This window comes from Phytohalomonas tamaricis (assembly GCF_003012345.1).
Taxonomy (GTDB): domain Bacteria; phylum Pseudomonadota; class Gammaproteobacteria; order Pseudomonadales; family Halomonadaceae; genus Phytohalomonas; species Phytohalomonas tamaricis.
Window position 1 is genome coordinate 493324 of sequence record NZ_PVRV01000019.1, and the last position, 21228, is coordinate 514551.

At 57.1% G+C, this 21228-nt stretch carries 18 protein-coding genes; 1 reads left to right on the forward strand and 17 read right to left on the reverse strand.

What is annotated here, in order from left to right; all coding sequences use genetic code 11:
- Positions 1 to 314: 314 nt before the first annotated feature.
- The 12 genes from C3Z11_RS04245 to C3Z11_RS04300 form a co-directional block, all read right to left on the reverse strand.
- Complete coding sequence (locus C3Z11_RS04245; RefSeq protein WP_106476591.1) at positions 315 to 1001, reverse strand: DUF421 domain-containing protein; 687 nt, start codon at positions 999 to 1001, stop codon at positions 315 to 317.
- A gap of 29 nt (positions 1002 to 1030) precedes the next feature.
- Positions 1031 to 1759, reverse strand: a complete 729-nt coding sequence (locus C3Z11_RS04250; protein ID WP_106476593.1) for a DUF421 domain-containing protein — start codon at positions 1757 to 1759, stop codon at positions 1031 to 1033.
- Between the two features lie 164 nt (positions 1760 to 1923).
- Complete coding sequence (locus C3Z11_RS04255) at positions 1924 to 2448, reverse strand: hypothetical protein (protein ID WP_106476595.1); 525 nt, start codon at positions 2446 to 2448, stop codon at positions 1924 to 1926.
- Positions 2449 to 2550: 102 nt separating this feature from the next.
- The gene (locus C3Z11_RS04260) at positions 2551 to 3582 is read right to left on the reverse strand and encodes a 2-hydroxyacid dehydrogenase (RefSeq protein WP_106476597.1); all 1032 of its coding nucleotides are present in this window, start codon (positions 3580 to 3582) and stop codon (positions 2551 to 2553) included.
- A 544-nt stretch (positions 3583 to 4126) separates the two neighbouring features.
- Positions 4127 to 6394, reverse strand: a complete 2268-nt coding sequence (locus C3Z11_RS04265; protein WP_106476599.1) for a xanthine dehydrogenase family protein molybdopterin-binding subunit — start codon at positions 6392 to 6394, stop codon at positions 4127 to 4129.
- Positions 6391 to 6888: a (2Fe-2S)-binding protein gene (locus tag C3Z11_RS04270; protein ID WP_106476601.1), complete on the reverse strand. Its 498-nt coding sequence runs from the start codon at positions 6886 to 6888 to the stop codon at positions 6391 to 6393. The genes C3Z11_RS04265 and C3Z11_RS04270 overlap by 4 nt, the downstream gene beginning before the upstream one ends.
- A gap of 25 nt (positions 6889 to 6913) precedes the next feature.
- Complete coding sequence (locus C3Z11_RS04275) at positions 6914 to 8155, reverse strand: c-type cytochrome (RefSeq protein WP_262927224.1); 1242 nt, start codon at positions 8153 to 8155, stop codon at positions 6914 to 6916.
- Positions 8156 to 8652: 497 nt separating this feature from the next.
- A complete protein-coding gene (gene trmB / locus C3Z11_RS04280) occupies positions 8653 to 9381 on the reverse strand; it encodes a tRNA (guanosine(46)-N7)-methyltransferase TrmB (RefSeq protein WP_106476605.1) in 729 nt (242 codons plus the stop codon).
- A 27-nt stretch (positions 9382 to 9408) separates the two neighbouring features.
- The gene (locus tag C3Z11_RS04285) at positions 9409 to 10209 is read right to left on the reverse strand and encodes a thiazole synthase (RefSeq protein WP_106476607.1); all 801 of its coding nucleotides are present in this window, start codon (positions 10207 to 10209) and stop codon (positions 9409 to 9411) included.
- Between the two features lie 80 nt (positions 10210 to 10289).
- Complete coding sequence (gene thiS, locus C3Z11_RS04290) at positions 10290 to 10490, reverse strand: sulfur carrier protein ThiS (protein WP_106476609.1); 201 nt, start codon at positions 10488 to 10490, stop codon at positions 10290 to 10292.
- A 184-nt stretch (positions 10491 to 10674) separates the two neighbouring features.
- Entirely contained in the window at positions 10675 to 12150 is a 1476-nt protein-coding gene (locus tag C3Z11_RS04295; protein ID WP_262927225.1) for an alanine/glycine:cation symporter family protein, read from the reverse strand.
- 285 nt (positions 12151 to 12435) lie between these two features.
- Complete coding sequence (locus tag C3Z11_RS04300) at positions 12436 to 13896, reverse strand: alanine/glycine:cation symporter family protein (RefSeq protein WP_106476613.1); 1461 nt, start codon at positions 13894 to 13896, stop codon at positions 12436 to 12438.
- Positions 13897 to 14042: 146 nt separating this feature from the next.
- On the opposite strand from C3Z11_RS04300, the gene C3Z11_RS04305 reads away from it, so the two are divergent.
- Positions 14043 to 14417, forward strand: coding sequence for a DUF423 domain-containing protein (locus C3Z11_RS04305; RefSeq protein ID WP_106476615.1), 375 nt, complete (start codon positions 14043 to 14045; stop codon positions 14415 to 14417).
- A 91-nt stretch (positions 14418 to 14508) separates the two neighbouring features.
- On the opposite strand, the gene C3Z11_RS04310 is transcribed toward C3Z11_RS04305, so the two are convergent.
- Genes C3Z11_RS04310 through glcD form a run of 5 tightly spaced genes read right to left on the reverse strand, consistent with a single transcriptional unit; the run spans position 14509 to position 21091 of the window.
- Positions 14509 to 16695: a malate synthase G gene (locus C3Z11_RS04310; protein WP_106476617.1), complete on the reverse strand. Its 2187-nt coding sequence runs from the start codon at positions 16693 to 16695 to the stop codon at positions 14509 to 14511.
- A gap of 21 nt (positions 16696 to 16716) precedes the next feature.
- The gene (locus C3Z11_RS04315) at positions 16717 to 17127 is read right to left on the reverse strand and encodes a heme-binding protein (RefSeq protein ID WP_106476619.1); all 411 of its coding nucleotides are present in this window, start codon (positions 17125 to 17127) and stop codon (positions 16717 to 16719) included.
- Positions 17106 to 18446: a glycolate oxidase subunit GlcF gene (gene glcF / locus C3Z11_RS04320; RefSeq protein WP_106476621.1), complete on the reverse strand. Its 1341-nt coding sequence runs from the start codon at positions 18444 to 18446 to the stop codon at positions 17106 to 17108. Before glcF ends, C3Z11_RS04315 begins: the two co-directional genes overlap by 22 nt.
- A gap of 41 nt (positions 18447 to 18487) precedes the next feature.
- Positions 18488 to 19576, reverse strand: coding sequence for a glycolate oxidase subunit GlcE (gene glcE, locus C3Z11_RS04325; protein WP_106476950.1), 1089 nt, complete (start codon positions 19574 to 19576; stop codon positions 18488 to 18490).
- 15 nt (positions 19577 to 19591) lie between these two features.
- Entirely contained in the window at positions 19592 to 21091 is a 1500-nt protein-coding gene (gene glcD / locus C3Z11_RS04330; protein ID WP_106476623.1) for a glycolate oxidase subunit GlcD, read from the reverse strand.
- Positions 21092 to 21228 lie beyond the last annotated feature (137 nt).

Here is a 21228-nt window from a genome sequence, read left to right on the forward strand (position 1 = left end):
TAAAACGGGGATAAACGATTTATAACTGCATGTGGCGGTGCTTATACAATTACTCTCAAGACTATATCATAAAACAACAAGTAACTGTTTTTATTATATATTTTATGAATACATGATGCGCTTTATGATTATTTAAATTACTTCATTTTTTATCTACACAATATAACCATCGGCGCGCGGCTATTTGTGGACAATTAATTATTCGTGCCTCACTTCACTACTATTTATAGCCCTACTGAGTGATATAAACTTAATTGATCCAACCAAGTTTGTTCTGATTGTTGGCATAAAACGTCTCACAATTATCCACTGTATTATATTACCGCTCTACGCCACTTGTTATGACTGCACAGCTCACAGTTTTCCTTCACTTTCGCATTATCGTTTAACAGCGCACCACAGTTCCCACAGACATACGTTTCATCGGCCTGCATTTTCTCTTCGATAAACTCCTGGTCCCAATCAGGAATAATAACCAGACCGGGTTTAGGATCTGGCCGATTTAAAACGGAAAAACCACCGCCTGACTCCATATATAACCGCTGCACTTGTCCCAGATTATAAATACCTTCAGCGCGCAGCTGCGCAAATACACGCTCACGCGACATGCCTACTCTGGACATGGACTTCAAATCCAGACAACCATCACTGACTAGAGTATCGAAATCGCCCTGTGTAATGCTTTCAAACTTCTTACTTTTCAGTGTGGCTCTAGCCACTGTGCGCTGGACTAAAATCACCACACTAGCCGTGACACACGCGGGTAATAGCCCTTTGCTAGGGTCCTGCAGGCCTATCCCCGTGGCAGCGGCCAGTGATACCAAGGCCGCCACTTCGTTTCTACTCATGGTAGAGGCCATACGACGCCCCATCAGGCGCATTGAAACCAAGATCAGAAAGTACAATACAAAAATGCGCAGCATGACTTCAGGAATGAAGGTCCAAGGGATATCTGCGCCAATAAGCAGTCGATGTAAGTTATAGACGTCTTCCGGTTTCATAATCGTTATCTTTACGCTTGAAAGAGGAGTCAGGGATTTATTTCTGCAGCTTTAAACTTTTTTTCATGGTCATTAACCGCCTGGTCCCAGTCATCCTTGCCACAGTGGGTACACGCTTTTCTATCCGTTGATTTAAATACAGCCACGTATCCACAATTCTTGCAGGCGCAATATCCTCGACTTCTGCCTTCATTGTGATAAAGCGATTTATCCCTGGCCGGCAATACGGAAAGCCCGGGCTTGGGTTGCTCCTGAGGATAGATACTGAAAGAACCGCTAGATTCAAGATAAACTCTTTTCACCTGTCCCAAGTGCCTGACTTTCGCCCCTCGCAGGTGAGCAAACAACTGTTCATGAGAAAGCTTGCCCCGCTTTAGCCCATCAATATCGATAATGCCATTTTTGACCAGAAGCCCTGGGGTTCCCTGGGTGAATGCCTCTACTTTTCTATATTTGTAAGTAAGCCAGGCCAGCGTACGGTGGAAAACAATCACACAGCCAAGAATCACGACGCCGGGCACCATGCCTCGCTCCGCCGTTTGCATGGGTACAGACATGATGGCACCCAACGTCAGCATGACGCCCATTTCAAAAATGCTGACATTAGCGCTCATTCTCTTACCCAACAGACGCATGCCCACCAACAAGATCAGATACATGATCACTGATCTCATCAGTATCTCAATCAAGAAATCCCACGGTGCGTTGCCTACCAATATGCGGTGCCAATCACTTAGATTGATGTCTTCCTTGTTCATTCACAGCCTCGAATTCCCTTCGACAGTCTTGAATGTAGCGCTATATGGAGAAGAAGGTGAACTTGGGTAGACACTGCCGCGCAAGTCGGCAAAGGAATCATTTACTACTGATGAGCATGCGAGCTGTAAATGACGCCTTCATAAGCGCGCCATGAAAGCAGCCGTTATAAGGCCGGGCTAGCGGTGGGGGCACAAGGAATGTCGAAGTCGAACCAGCTTCCCAGCAGCCCTTTGGGAGTATGAGCAATCACCTTGGCCCGCCATCGCGTGGCCGAGACTGTGCACAGACTATTCAGCCCCTCGCCGGTAAAAACACCATTGCCCTGAGGTGCCAGGGTGATCCGCTCGGTGCCGCTGTATTGCGCACGGCCTTCCAGCACAATATCGACCTGACGTGCTTCGATGCCTTCAATAGCGACCCTGAAAGATGGCGACGGTGAGGCCTCAGGGCTATCGATGGCAAAGCTCATCGTTCCGAAACGGCCAAGCTGTGCGGTACAGACGTCCTCAGGCACTTCGCAGAACATCTGCGCTGAAAACCAGGTGGGTTTACCCCCGTTCCCCGCGCTCAGGTAATAACTCGCCAGATAACCTAGTGCCACCACCACGGTAATCAGCGTCACGATAATCAAACCGTTGAGCAAAGGTGGTCGCACATTATCTTCACTGCGAAATTTTCCATCCGACATATTGAGATACCGTTCAGATCCAGCGGTAGTGCCGCAAGAGGCTATTGTTTCACATCCTCGCCAGCAGCCCTACCTTGCCCGAACCTGTATTTCCCACTGATGTTAAGCATTTACCTCACGATCCGGGGCAGTCACCACCAAGGCGTTATTGCAGGAGCTGCCCGCGGCGAAACAGATCAAATTCTCCAGAGTGACTTCCGCGATTTCACTCAAGGCCTCCGCCGTAAAAAATCCTTGATGACCAGTAACCAGCACGTTGGGGAATGTCATCAAGCGCTGAAAGATATCGTCATCAATGATTTCCGAAGAGTGGTCGAGAAAAAAGATGCCATTTTCCTGCTCGTAGACATCGATGGCGAGCGCGCCGAGATGGCGCAGTTTCAGCGCACTGATCACCGCTCGTGTGTCGACAAGCCCGCCGCGCGAAGTATTGATCAACATCGCTCCTGGCTTCATCTGGCCCAGCGCCTTCACATCTATGATGTGTTCAGTGGCAGGTATCAGCGGGCAATGCAACGTGACGATATCGGACTGTTCCAGCAGCACCTCAAGGTCCACGTACTCACCGATCTCCTTGAACTCTGCCGAGGTCATCGGATCGAAGCCCAGCATGCGGCAGCCGAATCCATGCAGGATGCGGGCCGTTGCCAAGCCTATCTTTCCGGTTCCCACTACCCCTACCGTCTTACCGTGCATGGTCATGCCCAGCAAACCGTCGAGTGCAAAGTTACCTTCACGCACACGGTTATAGGCACGATGAATGCGTCGATTCAGCGTCATCATTAATGCAACGGCATGCTCGGCAACGGCTTCTGGGGAGTAGGCAGGCACCCTGGCAATGAATAACCCGAACTGCTTGGCTGCCTCAAGGTCGACATTGTTGAAGCCCGCACAGCGCAGCAGCACGCCCCGTACGCCCAAGCCATGCAAGGCTTCTATCGTATCGGCATCGAGCATGTCGTTGACGAAGATACAGACTGCGTCGCATCCTTCGGCAAGCGGTACGGTCTGCGCGGACAATGCGACCGGATGGTATATCAGCTCAAAGCCATGTGATTTGAACGTGGTCCGATTGGCGGCATCGAAGAAGCGCTGATCATAGGGCTGAGCACTGAAGAACGCGACCTTGGTCATCTTCCCTCCTTCTTAAATGCAAAATATTCTCATTTTTACTTGACGGGTCAAATGAGAATGCTTATCTTTATCTCACGATGTTAGCCAAGCATCGTGGCTACCAGCGAAGTGTCAGGCTTCGTCGGTGGTTATCTCCTCATCAAGCTAGTCACGGTCTTTAAGCCGCTCACCCGGGCGGCTTTTTTTATCTAGCGGAACAAGTCTGATCACGTGAACCCCTCAAAACCACATAATCAATAAGGCCATATAACGCTACTTTCGTTTTGACCGCCAAGCGGCGCAATGTCGCAGCATCCAAACCGAACAGCTAATGCCTTACTTCAAACGTCTTTATTTGAATCATCGAGGGTGCGACAAAACGTCCGCAAATATCACTTTTAATAACCACAAAATAATTGGTAGTTTACGCATGCAGCGCTTGGTAGCGCCGCACGCCAGAAAGCGAGACGTGTTTTCGTTGATGGTATCTCCTCATCACGTTAGTCGCGGTCTTTTGATCAGCCACCTCAGGTGGCTTTTTTTATGGAAACATGACCGGTAATGCTCAGCTCTGCTGAGCGACTCGACGCAGCTCAGCAGCTGTCAGCGGCGCTCTGCGCAGCCTCAGCCCGCAGGCATCGAACACGGCATTGGCGATTGCCGCTGGAATGACGGCAGAGGTCGCCTCTCCCGCGCCCAGCATCGGCTCGCTGGGCCGATCGAGCAATACGATGTCCACCTTGGGAATCTCGGCGAATGTCAGCAATGGGTAGGCCCCCCACTCAAGGCTGGTCACGCCCGTGGTGTTAAAACCAACTTCTTCCTTGAGCACGCGACTGGTCGCCTGCAGCACATTCCCCTCGATCTGATTTCTCAATCCATCAGGATTGACGATCTGGCCGCAATCGTGGGCAACGGTCACCTTTTCGACGCGCACGCCTTGGCCGCTAACGGCAACCTCGGCAATCGCGGCAACATAAGCACATTCATTTTCATACTGAGCAAAGGCAATACCACGGCCGTGGCTCGCTCTGCTGGCCTCGTACTGACCGTTCGGCTGTTCGCGTGGTTGCCAGCCGCTGCGTTTGGCTACGGCCTCGATAACGGCCTTGGCGCGTGGGTCATTGAGATAACGAAGCCGCACATCAACGGGATCAAGACCTCCGGCATAAGCGAGCTCATCAAGAAAACACTCGTTGGCAAACGTATTCTGCATCGCTCCGAGCGTTCGCAGCGCTGAAGGACGCAGCGGTGAAGACTCGCTGGACAACCAGTGTGTGGTAACGCGCTGATGGGGGAACGTGTAAAGCGTCCGTGCGTTGCGGTTACCGCCAACAGTGCCGCTGCCCGGCGTCAACCCATGCGCCAGCTGTCCCGCCAATACATTGGCAGCACCGTCGTCAGCGTTGGGGCGGGTAGTATGGGTCGGCGACCAATTCTCGAATGTCCAGGCGGCAATGGCATTTGATGCATCGAGTGCGCCGGCCATCTTCATCACCATCGCCGGTCCTTTCGGCCCCCAGCCGTGCTCATCGGCACGCGACCACTGCACCCGCACCGGACGGTTCACCGCCCGGGCAAGCAGCGCCGCATCGGCGGTGACATCATCGGCGCCGTTGTGGCCATAACATCCCGCCCCTTCGGCATAGATGACATGAATCTCATCCTGCGGCAGTTCAAGCAGATCGGCTAATGACGCCCGAAGCGGATAAACCCCCTGCGTCGCCGACCACGCCGTCATCCGCCCCTCATTGACCTCGGCGACCGCGCAGGACGGGCCGATCGAATCGTGAATTTGATAGGGCCAGCGATAGGTAGCCGTAAGCGGCGCCTCAGCCGCAGCTAATCGAGTGTCGACATCGCCCACATCAATGCCTACCTCTTCATCGCCAGGCATGGCTTCAAGCGTATCGAACAGCGCCTCCATGCGCGGCAGGGTTGGCGCGTACCGCCAGCTTACCTTGAGCGATTGAGCAGCCTGCATCGCGCCCCATTCGGTAGGCGCGACCACACCGATAAACGCGCCCTCCACGACGACTTCGACCTCGGCCGCCAAATGGCGCCGGTCGATATGCTCGGGCGTGGCCGTCATCCTGGTCGCGCCGATAGTCGGTGGCCGTACGACGCGTCCATGCCACATCCCGGGCCGTTTAATATCGTGCACGTAGGTAAAATCGCCACTGACCTTGGCAGGAATATCGATGCGAGGCGCCGAGCGGCCTACCACGCGAAAATTCTCAGGCGCGACAGTATCGGCCTGATCATTGACGGCCGTATCGAAGCCGGTTCCGATCAATTCGGCGTAGCTTAGCCGCTGGCTCGGTGACATCGTGACCACCACAGCACCGTCGAAGACCGTCAGCCCTTCGACCGGCACACCAAGATGTTCACTGGCACGCCCCAGCAGCACGTGTCGCGCCGTCGCTGCCGCACGTCGCAACTGCTTGCCACCAACTTGCAGCGTCTTGCTGCCCGCAGTGTATTTCTGATCGGGGGTCAGTTCGGTATCGCCCTGAATGAACTCAAGCGCGGTGGGCGCTATCGCCAGCTCCTCAGCGACAATCTGGCGAAGGGCTGTCGCCACACCCGTGCCGAGTTCGACCTTGCCGCTGTAGAGAATCATTCGTCCATCTCGGGTAATCACCAGCCAGGCGTCGACCCGATCCCCATCGACAACGCGCTTGTTGATACCGGCGATGTCATTTTCAACATCGTCTGTGATGCGCGCCGCAAGTGCCGTGAGTGGATGGCTCATGGCAAAACCGACCAGCAGCGCCCCTGTACCCTTGAGGGCACCGGCGAGCACGTCACGGCGCGAGACTGGTGCCGTCATGCCGAGCCCTCCCTGCTATCGATCGGGGTTTCACGCATTGTGCTTGCCGCACGCTTGATCGCCCGGACGATACGCAGATGGGTGCCGCAGCCGCACAGGTTTCCCGCCAGCGCCCAGGCAATATCCTCATCGGAGGGCTCAGGATTACGGTCGAGCAGCGCCTTGGCGGACATGATCATGCCGGGAATGCAGTAGGCACACTGCGCCGCCTGTTCATCTATGAAAGCCTGTTGCAGCGGATGCGGATTTTCCAGTGTACCCAGCCCTTCCAGCGTCGTGATCGTACGGCCGGCCAGGGATGCGGCCGGAACGATGCAGGCGCGCAGCGGCTTGCCATCGGCCAGTACCGTACAGGCGCCGCATTCGCTCAATCCACAGCCAAACTTGGGCCCCTTGAGGCCAAGCCCGTTGCGCAGCACGTAGAGCAATGGCTCGCCGGCCTCGACGTCAAGTTCCTGCGCGGTGCCGTTGATATTCAATGTCAGCTTGGCCATGGCATTCTCCTGGCGATATCCGAGCTTAGTTGCGTTGCGCCGCCACATCCTCTGCGCTGAAATCAGCCTCATGGCCACCGAAGTGGTAACCGATATAGTTGGCCAATGCAGCGATCTGCTCATCGCTGAGCAGGTCGCGATAGGCCGGCATGAAGACATGCATGTCGCGGCCCTGGCGGTCGATGCCCTCAAGCATCACGCGAATCAGGTTGGTGCCCTGCGGATCGCGCACCACGCTATGCGCTTCAAAGTTGGAATAGGCCCCACCCGGCCCGCTACCATCGGGATAATGGCAACTGGCGCAATTAGCCATGAAAAGCTGTTCACCCTGCTTCATCGTCTCAGCCCGGGACGTCATGTCTTGCCTGCGTTGTGATTGCATGTCACGCACCTCAGCGATGGTGGGCACGTCGCTGGGCTGCGGTGGGATCTGGCGCAGATAAGCGACCATTGCGGCAATATCCTCATCGCGTAGATGACGCAGGCTGTCAGTCACGACCTCCGCCATCGGTCCCGCCGAGGCATACTTGTTAGGCACATGGCCGGTAGTGAGATACTGGGTCAACTCATCGTCGGACCAGTTACCGATGCCATCCGGGCCCGAAGTGATGTTGAACGCCTTCCAACCGCGCTGGGTAGCACCAGCGAATTTGTGATCATTGTCGAGCCCCTGGCTCCAGGTACGCGGCGTATGGCATTGCCCACAGTGGCCCAGCGCCTCGCTCAGGTAGGCGCCGCGCGCCACCGTTTCGTCCCACTGCGGCGCAGTTTCGAAGCGCCCCTCATCGAAGTTGATCATCTTCCAAAACCATAAAAGCCGGCGATGGTTGAAGGGAAACGTCATCTCATTGGCAGGTGGCTGATAGTCGATCGGCTCACGTGTCTTCAGATAGGCATGGATAGCCAGCACATCGTCACGCGACATCTGGGTGTAGTCGGTATAAGGAAAGATCGGATAGAGATGCTCCCCCTCGCGACCGATGCCTTCATGCATGGCACGCAAGAAGTCCTCGTCACGCCAGGCGCCGATGCCATGTTCATCGTCGGGGGTAATATTGGTGGAATAGAGCGTGCCGAATGACGTCTCAAATGCCACCCCACCGGCAAAAGGCTCACCGTTATCCCGGGTATGGCAGCTGATACAGTTGGCCGCGCGGGTCAGGTACTCACCACGCGCCACCTGATCAGCCGGAGCCGACTCGACCGCATACGCCGGTGCCTTGGTGATCAGCAGTAACGCAGCGATCCCGACTAATCGGCAGGCCACGCAACAACAAAGCCGCAATGCACGGTAAACAAGATGGCAGTTCAGGATCATCGGCAGGCACTTTTACGTTGTCGCGAGGCATCGCCTCGCCCATCAATGAAGTCGTTCAATCCTGAATAAAGGCTAGATGCTTTATTGCGCCATGCCTAATTTACACTGAACCGAAGTATTGCCATCCTTTCCAGCCGCAGTGCCGCACCGGCGTCACAATAGGAAACAAAAACATTTGAGAATGACTTGACGCCGCAAATGAGAATGATTAAGTTTAAGTCGTGGTGTTAGCCAAGCATCACCGACCAATCATGGAGTGTCAGGCTTCGTCATTGGTTATCTCCTCATCAAGCTAGTCACGGTCCTTATCGCCGCTCTCCCCGGGCGGCTTTTTTATTGAGGCCAGTGTCGCTTAATTAAAGGCCACACCACCGCCTCTTCCGTTCATAAAAAAGCCCCGCACATGGCATGTGCAGGGCTTTTGCGGCCACCTAAGCGGCTTTCGCTTACTCCGTACGGCGATAGATCAAGTCCCATACGCCATGTCCCAGCCGTTCTCCACGCGCTTCAAACTTGGTCAGAGGGCGAAACTCGGGACGCGGGACGAAAGCACCCTGGGTGGAGGTATTCTCAAAGCCCGGGGCAGCTTCCATGATTTCTGCCATGTGCTCGGCATAGGCTTCCCAGTCGGTGGCCATATGAAACTGGCCGCCGGGTTTCAGCCTTGAACGCACCAGCTCAACGAAGGCCGGCTGGACGATACGCCGTTTATGGTGCTTTTTCTTTGGCCACGGGTCGGGGAAAAATAGCTGTAGCGTGTCGATTGACGCCTCGGGAATCGCCTCCGCCAGCACACGTAGCGCATCTTCACGATAAATACGCACATTAGTAAGGCCATGCTTGTCGAGCTCATCGAGCAGTTTACCCACGCCCGGCGGATGCACTTCGATGCCGATGAAATCGGTCTCGGGATGGTTTTCAGCTTGAGTAAACAGCGAGGCGCCCATGCCAAAGCCGATCTCGACCACGCGGGGCGCAGCACGGCCGAACAACGCATCAAGATCGAGCCGCCCAGCCTCGAGCGACAGTCCAAGGCGTGGAAAGACCTCTTCGAGGCCGCGCGTCTGGGCAACGGTCATGCGCCCGCTTCTGAGCACATAGCTTTTGACACCGCGGCGCGGTGTGTCCTGGGGCTCGGCAATCGAATCTTCCGGGCGAGGGGTATCTTGAGTCATGGCAACGAAATCGGCGCTCAGGCGAAATTAACGAGTGATAAGCCCTTCGCTGGGCGAAGAGGCATTGGCATAGGTCTTGCGCGGCATGCGCTCGGCGAGATAAGCCTCGCGGCCGGCCTCGATGGCCTTTTTCATCGCGCCAGCCATCACCACAGGCTGACGTGCATGGGCAATGGCTGAGTTCATCAGCACGCCATCGCAGCCGAGCTCCATCGCCAGCGCAGCATCGGAGGCCGTACCGATACCGGCATCGACCAGGATAGGCACACCGGCATTTTCAATAATCAATGAAAGACTATGCGGATTGAGCAGACCGTGGCCTGAACCGATCAGCGAGCCGAGCGGCATCACCGCGCAGCAGCCCATGCTTTCAAGCTCTTGGGCGACAATCGGGTCGTCGCTGGTATACACCATTACGTCGAAACCATCATCGAGCAAGGTACGCGCTGCTTTGAGGGTCTCGATCACATTGGGATAAAGGGTTTTCTCGTCACCCAGCACTTCAAGTTTGACCAGATTATGGCCATCGAGCAGCTCACGCGCGAGCTGACAGGTGCGTACCGCGTCCTTGGCGTTATAGCAGCCGGCGGTATTGGGCAAAATGGTATAACGATCCGGTGAAATGATATCGAGCAGATTCGGCTCGTCCGGATTCTGGCCAAGATTGGAACGACGCACCGCAACGGTGACGATCTCCGCGCCGCTGGCTTCAATCGAGCGGGACGCCTCATCAAAATCGCGATACTTGCCGGTGCCTACCAGCAAACGCGAATGATAAGTGCGTCCGGCGATGGTCAACGGTGTATCGATCCGGGTATCAACGGTCATGGCGACCCTCCTGCAAGTAATGGGGTGGCGAATCACCAGAGGCAATGCGACACCTGAATAGGTCAACGGCTTCTGGCGTATCAACCGCCACCAATGGCATGCACAATTTCAATGCTGTCACCGTCATTGAGCGCGGTCTCGGCATGCCGCGTGCGCGGCACGATCTGCTCGTTGAGCTCGACGGCAATGCGCTTGCCGCGCAGGCCCAGCGTCTCGATTAGCTCATCAACCGTCGTCACGGCGTCGAAGCTGCGCGGCTCACCGTTCAACTGAAGCTGCATGGCGGCTCTCCTCTGCACGGGTTCATTCACTCGCTCACGGCATGACAGATGGTAACGGCCATGCCTGCGGCGCCCCATATTATACGGATTGAACCAGGAATGCGGCACATGTGTAGACAGGTAATCGATAACAAAACGGGACGGCAGTACTGCCGTCCCGTTCATGTTGGCCCTTATTTTCAGCTCAGTCCCATACGCCTTTCTCGACCTGCTCGGGACGCTTCAATACCCTGGGATCGAAAACAGGTTCCTTGACGCCCTCCTTGCGCTGGCGCTCGTAATCACGCAGCGCACGCACCGCAATCGGTGAGAGCAAGAGGATGGCAATCAGGTTGGTGGTCGCCATCAATCCCATCGCAAAGTCCGCGAAATCCCACACGAAGGTCAGCTGCGCCACCGCTCCGATCATCACCATCGCCAGCACGCATAGGCGCAGCACATGGATCGCGACCTTGCTGCGACGCTTGAAAAGATAGCCGATATTGATCTCACCGTAAGCGTAGTTGCCAATGATCGAGGTGAAGGCAAACAGGAAGATGGCGATAGCAATAAAGTAGGTGCCAAACGCGCCAAGGTGATCGCTCATCGCGTCTTGGGTCAGCTTGATCCCCTCGATATTAGCCCCCGGCGAGGTGGTCATCAGCGTATCGTAGACGCCGGAAAGCAGGATCACGACGGCCGTGCAGCTGCAGATGATCAGCGTGTCACAGACCACGCCGAACGACTGCACCAAGCCCTGTGCCGCAGGATGCTTGACCGTTGCCGTCGCGGCCGCATTGGGTGCCGAGCCCATCCCCGCCTCGTTGGAGAACAGGCCACGCTTGATACCATTTTCCATCGCAATCTTGATCGAATAGCCCGCCGCACCACCGATGGCCGGGCCATAGCCAAAGGCGCTCTTGACGATCAGCGCCAGCATGCCAGGCACCTCACCGATATTGACGATCAGGATATACAACGCAACCAGCAGATAGGCGATCGCCATGATCGGCACGATCTTTTCGGCAGTACGCGCCACTGACTTGATGCCGCCATAGATGATCATTGCGGTCAGAATCACCAGAACAACACCCGTCAGCCACGGCGGCACGCTGAAGGCCTGATTCATGCCTTGGGCGATGGTGTTGGATTGAGCACCATTGAAGGCCAGCCCGTAGGCAATCAACAGGAAGATAGCAAACAGTACGCTCATCCAACGCTGACCAAGGCCGCGTTCGATGTAATAGGCCGGACCACCGCGGAAGGCGCCGTCTTCATGGCGCACCTTGTAGATTTGCGCCAGCGTCGATTCGATAAACGAGGTCGCCAGACCGACCAAGGCCGTCATCCACATCCAGAAGATAGCCCCCGGGCCACCTACCCATAACGCGATCGCTACACCGGCAAGGTTCCCCGTCCCGACCCGCGACGCCAATGATGTCGCGAACGCCTGAAATGCACTAATTCCCTCACCGGCGCCACGGCCACCGAAGGTGATCCGAGCCATATGACCCAGCAGACGAAACTGCATGAACTTGGTCGTGACGGTAAACAATATACCGGCACCGATCAGCAGATAGACCAGGATATACGTCCATATAAACCCGCTGATCGGATCCATCACGGCGTGCGCCGCATTTTCGAGCGTGCTGACAAACTGCTCCATGATGTCATTCTCCATGAGGGTCATCCGTGCTCAGGCGTGGTACGAAACAGGTCACGACCCAGCAGTATCGTACGGCGTCTGAAAACGGAGCGACAAAAGCCATTGAGTTGGCATTGATTATTTAGACGGGGGCGGAGTGTACACCATGAAAAACCGCAGCGGGTGAAGAGTACATTCAACGCCACCTCAAGCGCTCAATATTGCCCTCTTTGCCACATACGGCATATAACGCGTTGGCCGTAGTTGAAAACGGGATGGCATTGGCCACCCCGTTGGAACATAGACGACGACAGCCGATGCTCAGTCCCATACCCCCTTCTCGACCCGTTCGGGGTGTTTCAATATCTTGGGATTGAACACAGGCTCCTTGACGCCCTCCTTGCGCTGACGCTCGTAGTCCCGCAGCGTGCGCACCGCAATCGGTGAAAGCAAAAGAATCGCGATCAGGTTGGTCGTCGCCATCAATCCCATCGCCAGATCGGCGAAATCCCACACGAAGGTCAACTGCGCTACCGCACCAATCATGACCATGGCCAATATGAGCGCGCGCATGATCGAGACTGCTCGTTCGGCATGGCGCGGAAATAGATATTCAATGTTGATCGCGCTGTAGGCGTAATCGGCCAGAATCGAGGTGAAGGCGAAAAACAGTATTGCCAGCGCAATGAATATTTCACCGAACCGGCCGAGATGATCCCCCATTGCATCCTGTGTCAGCTGAATTCCCTGAATAGCGGCGCCCGGCGAGGTGCTCATCAGGGTATCGTAAACGCCGGAAAGCAGGATCACGACGGCCGTGCAGCTGCAGATGATCAGCGTGTCGCACACCACGCCAAACGACTGCACCAATCCTTGCGCAGCGGGATGCTTGACATTTGCGGTGGCTGCCGCGTTGGGTGCCGATCCCATGCCCGACTCGTTGGAAAAAAGGCCTCGCTTGATGCCGTTTTCCATTGCCAGCATGATCGAGTAACCTGCGGCACCGCCGATTGCCGGCCCGTAGCCGAAGGCGCTCTTGACGATCAACGCCAGCATGGCTGGCACGTCACTGATATTGATGATCAGGATGTACAGCGCCACCAGAAAGTAGGCGACGGCCATAATCGGGACGATTTTTTCTGCGGCGCGGGCGACCGACTTGATACCGCCATAAATAATCAGCGCCGTCAGGCCCACCAGCACGACCCCGGTAACCCAGTTAGGGATGGCAAAGGCACCATTCATCGCCTGCGCTATGGTGTTGGATTGCGCGCCGCAGAAGGCCAGCCCAAACGCGAGGATTAAAAACACCGCAAATAACATGCCCAGCCAGCGCTGGCCCAGCGCACGTTCGATATAGAATGCCGGCCCGCCGCGAAACACGCCGTCACGATGATTGGTCTTATAAATCTGGGCTAATGTCGATTCGATAAACGCCGTTGCCAGTCCGACCAGCGCCGTGATCCACATCCAGAAAATAGCGCCGGGTCCACCGACCCACAGTGCCAGCGCCACCCCGGCAAGATTGCCGGTCCCCACGCGCGCCGCCAGTGACGTCGCAAAGGCCTGAAAGGCGCTGACACCCTCTCCGCCGCTCTGGCGAGCGAAGGTAACGCGCACCATTTGCCCTAGCAGGCGAAACTGCATGAACTTGGTCATGACGGTAAATACCAGCCCTGCCCCGATCAGTAGATAGACCAGGATATAGCTCCATATAAACCCGCTTACAGGGTCCATCACCGCATGCGCCGCGTTCGCAAGCGTACTGACAAGCTGTTCCATAGTGTTATTCTCCGTCGGCGTCGCCCATGCTCAGGTAGCGTACAACACGCACATACAGCATTTGCTGTTGTCGCAATTTGGCTTGAATGTGACGTTAAAATCATAGTGTTAGCGTTAAAAGCTTAGACGGAAGCGGAGTGGACGCCATGGAAAATCGAATCGGGTGGGCAATGGTTGCCTTCAGCGGCTTTATTGTCGTCGCCGCGGGCGCCTTCGGCGCACATGCACTTACTGCCAGGCTATCTCCCGAGCTGCTTAATGCCTTCGAGACCGGCGTGCGCTATCAGGCCTGGCATACGGCCGCCCTGCTCGCGGTCCTGGCTTGGCGCAGCAGCCAGCCTATTCCCGGCCAAAGATTAGCGATGCAGCTCTGGGGAATCGGTATCGTGTTGTTCTCCGGCTCGCTTTATGTTCTCGCACTTAGTGGCGTGCATTATCTCGGCATCATCACGCCGATTGGCGGCGTCGCACTAATGGCGGGCTGGTTGACCCTGTTGGTCAGCGCATTGAAAGCTCGCTGACGCGACCACGCCGCAAGAGACACGCAAGGGCGCTCATCGTGCCCTTGGTGCCTATCTCTCCGTGGGTTCTTATTGGCTGTGCTGGCTTAGCTTAGCCTTGCGCCTTGGCCTTCTGACGCCAGGCGTGCAGCAGCGGCTCGGTATACCCGCTGGGCTGCTCACGTCCCTTGAAGATCAGGTCGCAGGCGGCCAGAAACGCCGGTGAACTGTCGAGTCGCCCGACCATCGGTTGATAATAAGGGTCGATGCTGTTCTGACGATCAACCACGCCTGCCATGCGTGCCAGCGTCTTTCGTACCTGCGCCTCATCGACGATTCCGTGATAGAGCCAGTTGGCAATGTGCTGACTTGAAATGCGCAGCGTGGCGCGATCCTCCATCAGCCCCACGTCATGAATGTCGGGCACCTTGGAGCAGCCCACGCCGTGCTCGACCCAACGCACCACATAGCCGAGGATGCCCTGAACGTTGTTATCAAGTTCCTGCTGAATCTCATCATCGGACCACGCAGGCACAGTGACAACCGGCACACTCAGCAGATTGGCCAGCAACGCATCATGTTCCTCCTGCGTTACTCCCTGCATTTCCAGGCCACGCTGCACCTGGTTAACGTCAATCCGGTGGTAGTGCAACGCATGCAGCACGGCAGCTGTCGGCGAGGGCACCCAAGCCGTGTTGGCACCGGCCTTGGGATGCACCACCTTCTGCTCGAGCATTGCCGCCATCAGATCGGGCATCGCCCACATGCCCTTACCAATTTGCGCTCTGCCGCGCAGGCCGCAGGCCAGCCCCACCTCAACGTTGTTGCGCTCATAAGCGCTAATCCAGGTGGCCGACTTCATTTCGCCCTTGCGTACCACCGGACCGGCCTCCATTACGCTATGAATCTCATCGCCGGTGCGGTCAAGAAAGCCGGTATTGATAAACACGACCCGTGAGCACGCCGCCTTAATGCATGCCTTGAGATTGAGTGACGTGCGTCGCTCCTCATCCATGATGCCGATCTTGAGCGTATCGCGCGCCATCCCCAGCAGATCCTCGATCGCACAGAACAGCTTGTTGGCAAACGCCACCTCATCCGGCCCGTGCATCTTAGGCTTGACGATGTAGACCGAGCCGCAGCGGGAATTGCCCTGTTTCTCCCGCTTGAGATCATGAATGGCGATCAAGCTGGTAATGACGCCATCGAGAATGCCTTCAGGAATTTCCCTGTCGTGTTCATCGAGTACCGCCGAAGAGGTCATCAGATGTCCGACATTGCGTATGAACATCAGCGAGCGCCCCGGCAACGTCAGCCTGGCGCCATCGGGAGCGCTATAGTCACGGTCAGGATTAAGACGCCGGGTGATGGTGGCATCGCCTTTGGCGACACTGGCTTCAAGATCGCCTTTCATCAGGCCCAGCCAGTTGCGATATACCAACACCTTGTCAGCATCATCGACGGCGGCCACCGAGTCTTCGCAATCCATGATGGTAGTGATTGCCGCCTCGACCAGAATATCCTTGATCCCCGCCTTGTCCTTCTGGCCAATCGGATGGCTGCGGTCAATCTGTAGCTCAAGATGCAGACCATGGTTGCACAGCAGAATCGCCTCGGGCGCATCGGCCTTGCCACGATAGCCAGCGAACTTCTCCATCGAGGCCAGCTTCGTTTCTTCCCCATTATCCAGCGTGATGATCAGCTCCCCATCGCGCACGGCATACTGCTGCGCGCGCGTATGGGAGCCCGTCGTTAGCATGGCTACATGATCGAGCAGTCCACGACCATAGGCGATGACCTTGTCGCCGCGTCGAGAGTTGTAGTCAGCGCTGAGCTCGGCGCCCCCCTCCTCACTGATCGCATCAGTGCCATAAAGGGCGTCATACAGGCTACCCCAGCGTGCATTGGCGGCATTGAGCGCATAGCGCGCATTGGTAACCGGGACGACCAACTGCGGCCCGGCCTGCTGAATGACCGCGCAATCGACGCCGGTCGTCGTGATCTCCACTTCGTCAGGTTCGGGGACGAGATAGCCAATTTCCTCAAGGAAATTACGATACGCCGTCGTGTCCTCGATCGTGCCGGGATGCTCCCGATGCCAGCGGTCCAATTGGTCCTGCAAGCGCTCGCGCTCGGCGAGTAATGCACGGTTCTCGCCGGCCAGATCATGGATCAAGGCGTCCAGGCCTATCCAGAACGATGCGCTATCGACGCCGGTGCCCGGCAGCGCCTCTTCTTCTATGAAACGATGCAGCTTGTAAGCCACTTTCAAGCGGTGGCATTCGACCCGCTCTGTCATGACGCGTTCCTCATCGGTCCATTAATCATTGGCAACGGCGTCCACACCCGCCTTTGCCGCACGCGCATCCTGCGCAGCCTGCACACCCGATACTCCCACCGCGCCGACACACTGATCATCCACCATAATCGGTACCCCGCCCTCGAGCGTGCCCTGTAGCAAGGGGACACTGAGAAAGGCGGTTCGCCCGTTATTGATCATGTCTTCGTAATTTTTCGACTCGCGCCGCCCCAGCGCCGCCGTGCGTGCTTTCTCAAGCGCGATATAGCCGGAAATCGGTGCAGCTCCGTCGAGACAGCGCAACCCCAACGGATGGCCGCCGTCATCGACGACCGCAATCGCCACCTGCCAGCCTTCGGCATCTGCCGCCTGTTGCGCGGTGTCCAGCACACGGTTCACATCAGCAAGACTCAGTACAGCCTTGGTCCGCATGGGTGCTCTCCTTGATTGTCATTATCGTTATCCTTATGGCTACCACGGTGATTCACTACAGATTCCTTAGTATAGGCGTCGGGCGCCGCATTGATTGCCCGATCGACCAGCTCTAGCCAATGGCTCACCGGTCGCTTGCTCGCACCGCCCAGATGCATCTGACAGCCGATATTGGCCGTCACGATCGCCTCCGGTGCGCCTTCCTCCAAGGCAGCGAGCTTGTCATCACGCAGTCGACGTGACAGCTCAGGCTGAGTGATCGAATAGGTGCCGGCCGAGCCACAGCACAGATGAGCATCACGTACGGGTGCCAGGGAAAACCCAAACCGGGTCAGCACGTTCTCTACCGCACCGCCGAGCTTTTGGGCATGTTGAAGTGTGCATGGGCAGTGAAATGCCAGCCGACGCTGGCCCACGTAGCGCTCATCGACTGCAACACGCTCAAGGTTTTCGTCTTTCAGTATCTCGACCAGATCCTTGGCCAAGGCGCTGACACGGCGGGCCTTGGCCGCATAATCAGGATCATCCTTGAGCATCTCGCCATATTCTTTAATGAAGGCCCCGCAGCCGCTGGCGGTCTGAATGATCGCCTCGGCGCCATCTTCAATCGACGGCCACCAGGCATCTATATTACGGCGCATCCGCTGGCGGCCCACCTGCTGGGCATCGAGGTGGTAATCGATCGCACCGCAACAGCCCGCTTCCGGTACTGCGGTGACACCGATCCCGAAACGGTCGAGTACCCGCATCGCAGCCGCATTGGTGTTAGGTGACAGGCCCGGCTGCACACAGCCGTTGAGAATCAGCATCTGACGCGTATGCCGACGCGGATCGGGACGCTGACCCATCGCTACTGCCCGTGGCGGTATCCTGGCACGCAGTGTCCCGGGCAACACCGCCCGCAGTGTCTGCCCCGCCTTCAGCAATAGATTGAAGCGCTCAGAATCGGCCAGCATAAAGCGCAGCCCTCGACGCAACGCTCTCTCACGGGGCGTGCGACCCACCTGACGTTCAAGCTCCGGCCGGGCGATGTCGAGCAGTGCATGGTACGTCACGCCAGACGGGCACGTTGTTTCGCAGTTGCGACAGGTCAGGCAACGGTCAAGATGAACCTGAGTGCTGCGCGTCACGTCATGCCCTTCAAGCAGCTCTTTCATCAAATAAATGCGTCCGCGAGGGCCGTCTCGCTCATCACCCAATAGTTGATAGGTGGGACAGGTGGCATTGCAAAAACCGCAATGCACACACTTGCGCAGGATCGTATCGGCCTCGTTGCCACGCGGCAGCGCTCTGGCGCGCTCGCTCAATGTCGTCTGCATGAGGCATGTCCTCTGAAATGTACCGGCAAAGAAAAGCGGTATTACAACTCGGCATAGAGCCGGCCAGGATTGAAGATTCTCGCCGGGTCAAGTTGCGCCTTGAGCCGCCTCTGATGCTGCAGCAGTACCGGCGCCAGCGGCGTGAAAGGCTCACCCTGACCGGCAGCAAAACAGCTCGCATGGCCACCCACGCGCAGGGCAGCGTCACGAATGACGTGCGGTTCGGCATCGCTTTTCAACCAGCGCTGCATACCCGCCCAGTCGATCAGCCACTCACCATCCAGCGCAAGCGGTGGCGTAGCGGCCGGAAGCGATAACCGCCACAGCGGGCGCGGATCGGCAAAGAAGGGTAAGTCGTGGTTATTGAGCGCCGTCCAGTAATGCTCGTTATCTCGCTCGCCCCCGAGCCGTTTCACAGTCGCCGCCACCGAGCCTTCGCCGCCTTCAAGGCGTATATGCAACGCCGAACCGTCATGGCATGCCGCCGATAACGGCAACGGCTCACGCCCCCACAGGGTTAGCTGCTCAAGGGCATGATCAAGTGGCATTTCCAGACGCAAGCAGGCACAAGCCTGCGGGCGCGGAAGCACCTTGAATGACACCTCAAGCAGCACACCCAGCACGCCCTGTGCGCCGACCATCAATCGTGAGACGTCGAAGCCGGCAACATTTTTCATCACCTCACCGCCAAAGCGCAGCAGTTGGCCCTCACCACCGATTACGCGCATGCCGAGCACAAGATCACGCACCGCACCGGCCCAGGGGCGCCGCGGACCGGAAAGTCCACAGGCAACCATGCCACCCACCGTTGCCGAGCCACCGAACGACGGCGGTTCACACGACAGCATCTGCCCATGCGCCTTGAGTTCAGCTTCTAGCTCACGCAAGGGCGTACCGGCGCGAACCGTGACCACCAGCTCAACCGGGTCGTAACGGACAATGCCGCGATACCCCGTAGTATCGAGCGGCGTTCCTGCAACGCGGCGCCCATAAAAGGCCTTGCTTCCCCCGCCGTTGATCTGCAAGGGCGACCGATTGGCCCGCGCGTCACGTACCTGCCTGCAGAGCATTTCTGCATAGTTCTGAGCGTAATCATCAGCTTGGTTATTCAGCGGCGACAGTGCATCCATGCGCATAGGCTTTTCTCAGAATCGCTCAAGCTCGGGGAACGGCAGTGCACCGTGGTGGATATGCATCCTGCCGTACTCGGCGCAACGTGCGAGGGTAGGAATGTTCTTGCCGGGATTGAGCAACCCGTACTCATCAAAAGCATGTTTTACGGCGTGAAACGCCGTGATCTCGGCGGGATTGAACTGCACACACATCTGATTGATTTTTTCACGGCCCACACCATGTTCGCCGGTGATGCTGCCACCCGCCGCCACGCACAGTTCGAGAATACGTGCCCCCAACGCCTCAGCGCGCTGAAGCTGGTCGCCTTCGCTTGCATCGAACAGAATCAAGGGGTGCATGTTGCCATCACCGGCGTGAAAGACATTGGCAACGCGCAGCCGATACTCAGCAGCCAGCTCGGCAATACTGCGCAGCACGCTAGGAAGCTCACGGCGCGGAATAGTGCCGTCCATACAGTAATAATCCGGCGAGAGTCGGCCCACGGCGGGAAAGGCCGCCTTGCGCCCGGCCCAGAAACGCGCCCGCTCAGCGTCATCGCGCGCCAGTTGAATGTCGGTGGCGCCGGCAGCCTTGAGCACGTCGCGCACACGTTGACAGTCGGTGTGTACATCGGCCGCGATGCCATCCAGCTCGCACAGCAGGATCGCTTCGGCCTCGACCGGATAGCCGGCGTGGATGAAGTTCTCGGCGGCCTGAATGGCAAGCTTATCCATCATTTCAAGCCCACCAGGCACGATACCGGTGGCAATAATGTCACCTACAGCGCGGCCTGCCTTGGCGATATCGTCAAAGCTTGCCATCACCACCTTGGCCATTTCAGGCCGGGGTAACAGCTTTACGGTAATTTCGGTGATCACACCGAGCATGCCTTCAGAGCCATGAAACAGCGCCAGCAGATCGAGTCCCGGCGCATCAAGCGCCTGGCTGCCCAATGTCATGCACTCGCCCTCGGCAGTCACGACCTCAGCGCAAAGCACGTTGTGTACGGTCAGGCCATATTTCAGACAGTGCACACCGCCTGCGTTTTCAGCGACATTGCCACCAATTGAACAGGCGATCTGCGAAGATGGGTCGGGCGCGTAGTACAGGCCAAACGGCGCAGCGGCCTCGGAAATGGCAAGATTACGTACACCGGGCTGGACGCGGGCGACACGGGCTGCAGGGTCGATAGCCAATATTCGCGTGAAGCGTGACATAACCAACAGCACGCCTTGCGTCAGTGGCAGTGCCCCACCGGATAGTCCCGTGCCCGCGCCACGCGTCACGACAGGTACGCCCCTGACATGGCAGATCTTCATCAGCTGCTGTACCTGCTCGACGGTCTCCGGCAGCACTACCAGCATTGGCAGGTTGCGGTAGGCAGCCAGCCCATCGCACTCGAAGGGGCGAAGATCCTCTTCCTGATGAAGAAGCTCGAGCTCGGGAACAAGTGCCTTGATTTCGGTGATCAACGCATTGCGATCAACCAAGGACAGCACACCATCGAGGCGTTCATCAAAAGCGAAAGTCATGCCATGCCTCTCCCGTTCTGCATCGTGGCCCCATGACTCCCGGCTGTCATGTAAGTGAGCCTTCACTGATCAATGTGATCGGCAACATGGACCGCGTCCATCAATCATTAGTACGGGGCCGGACCGGCAATGCCATT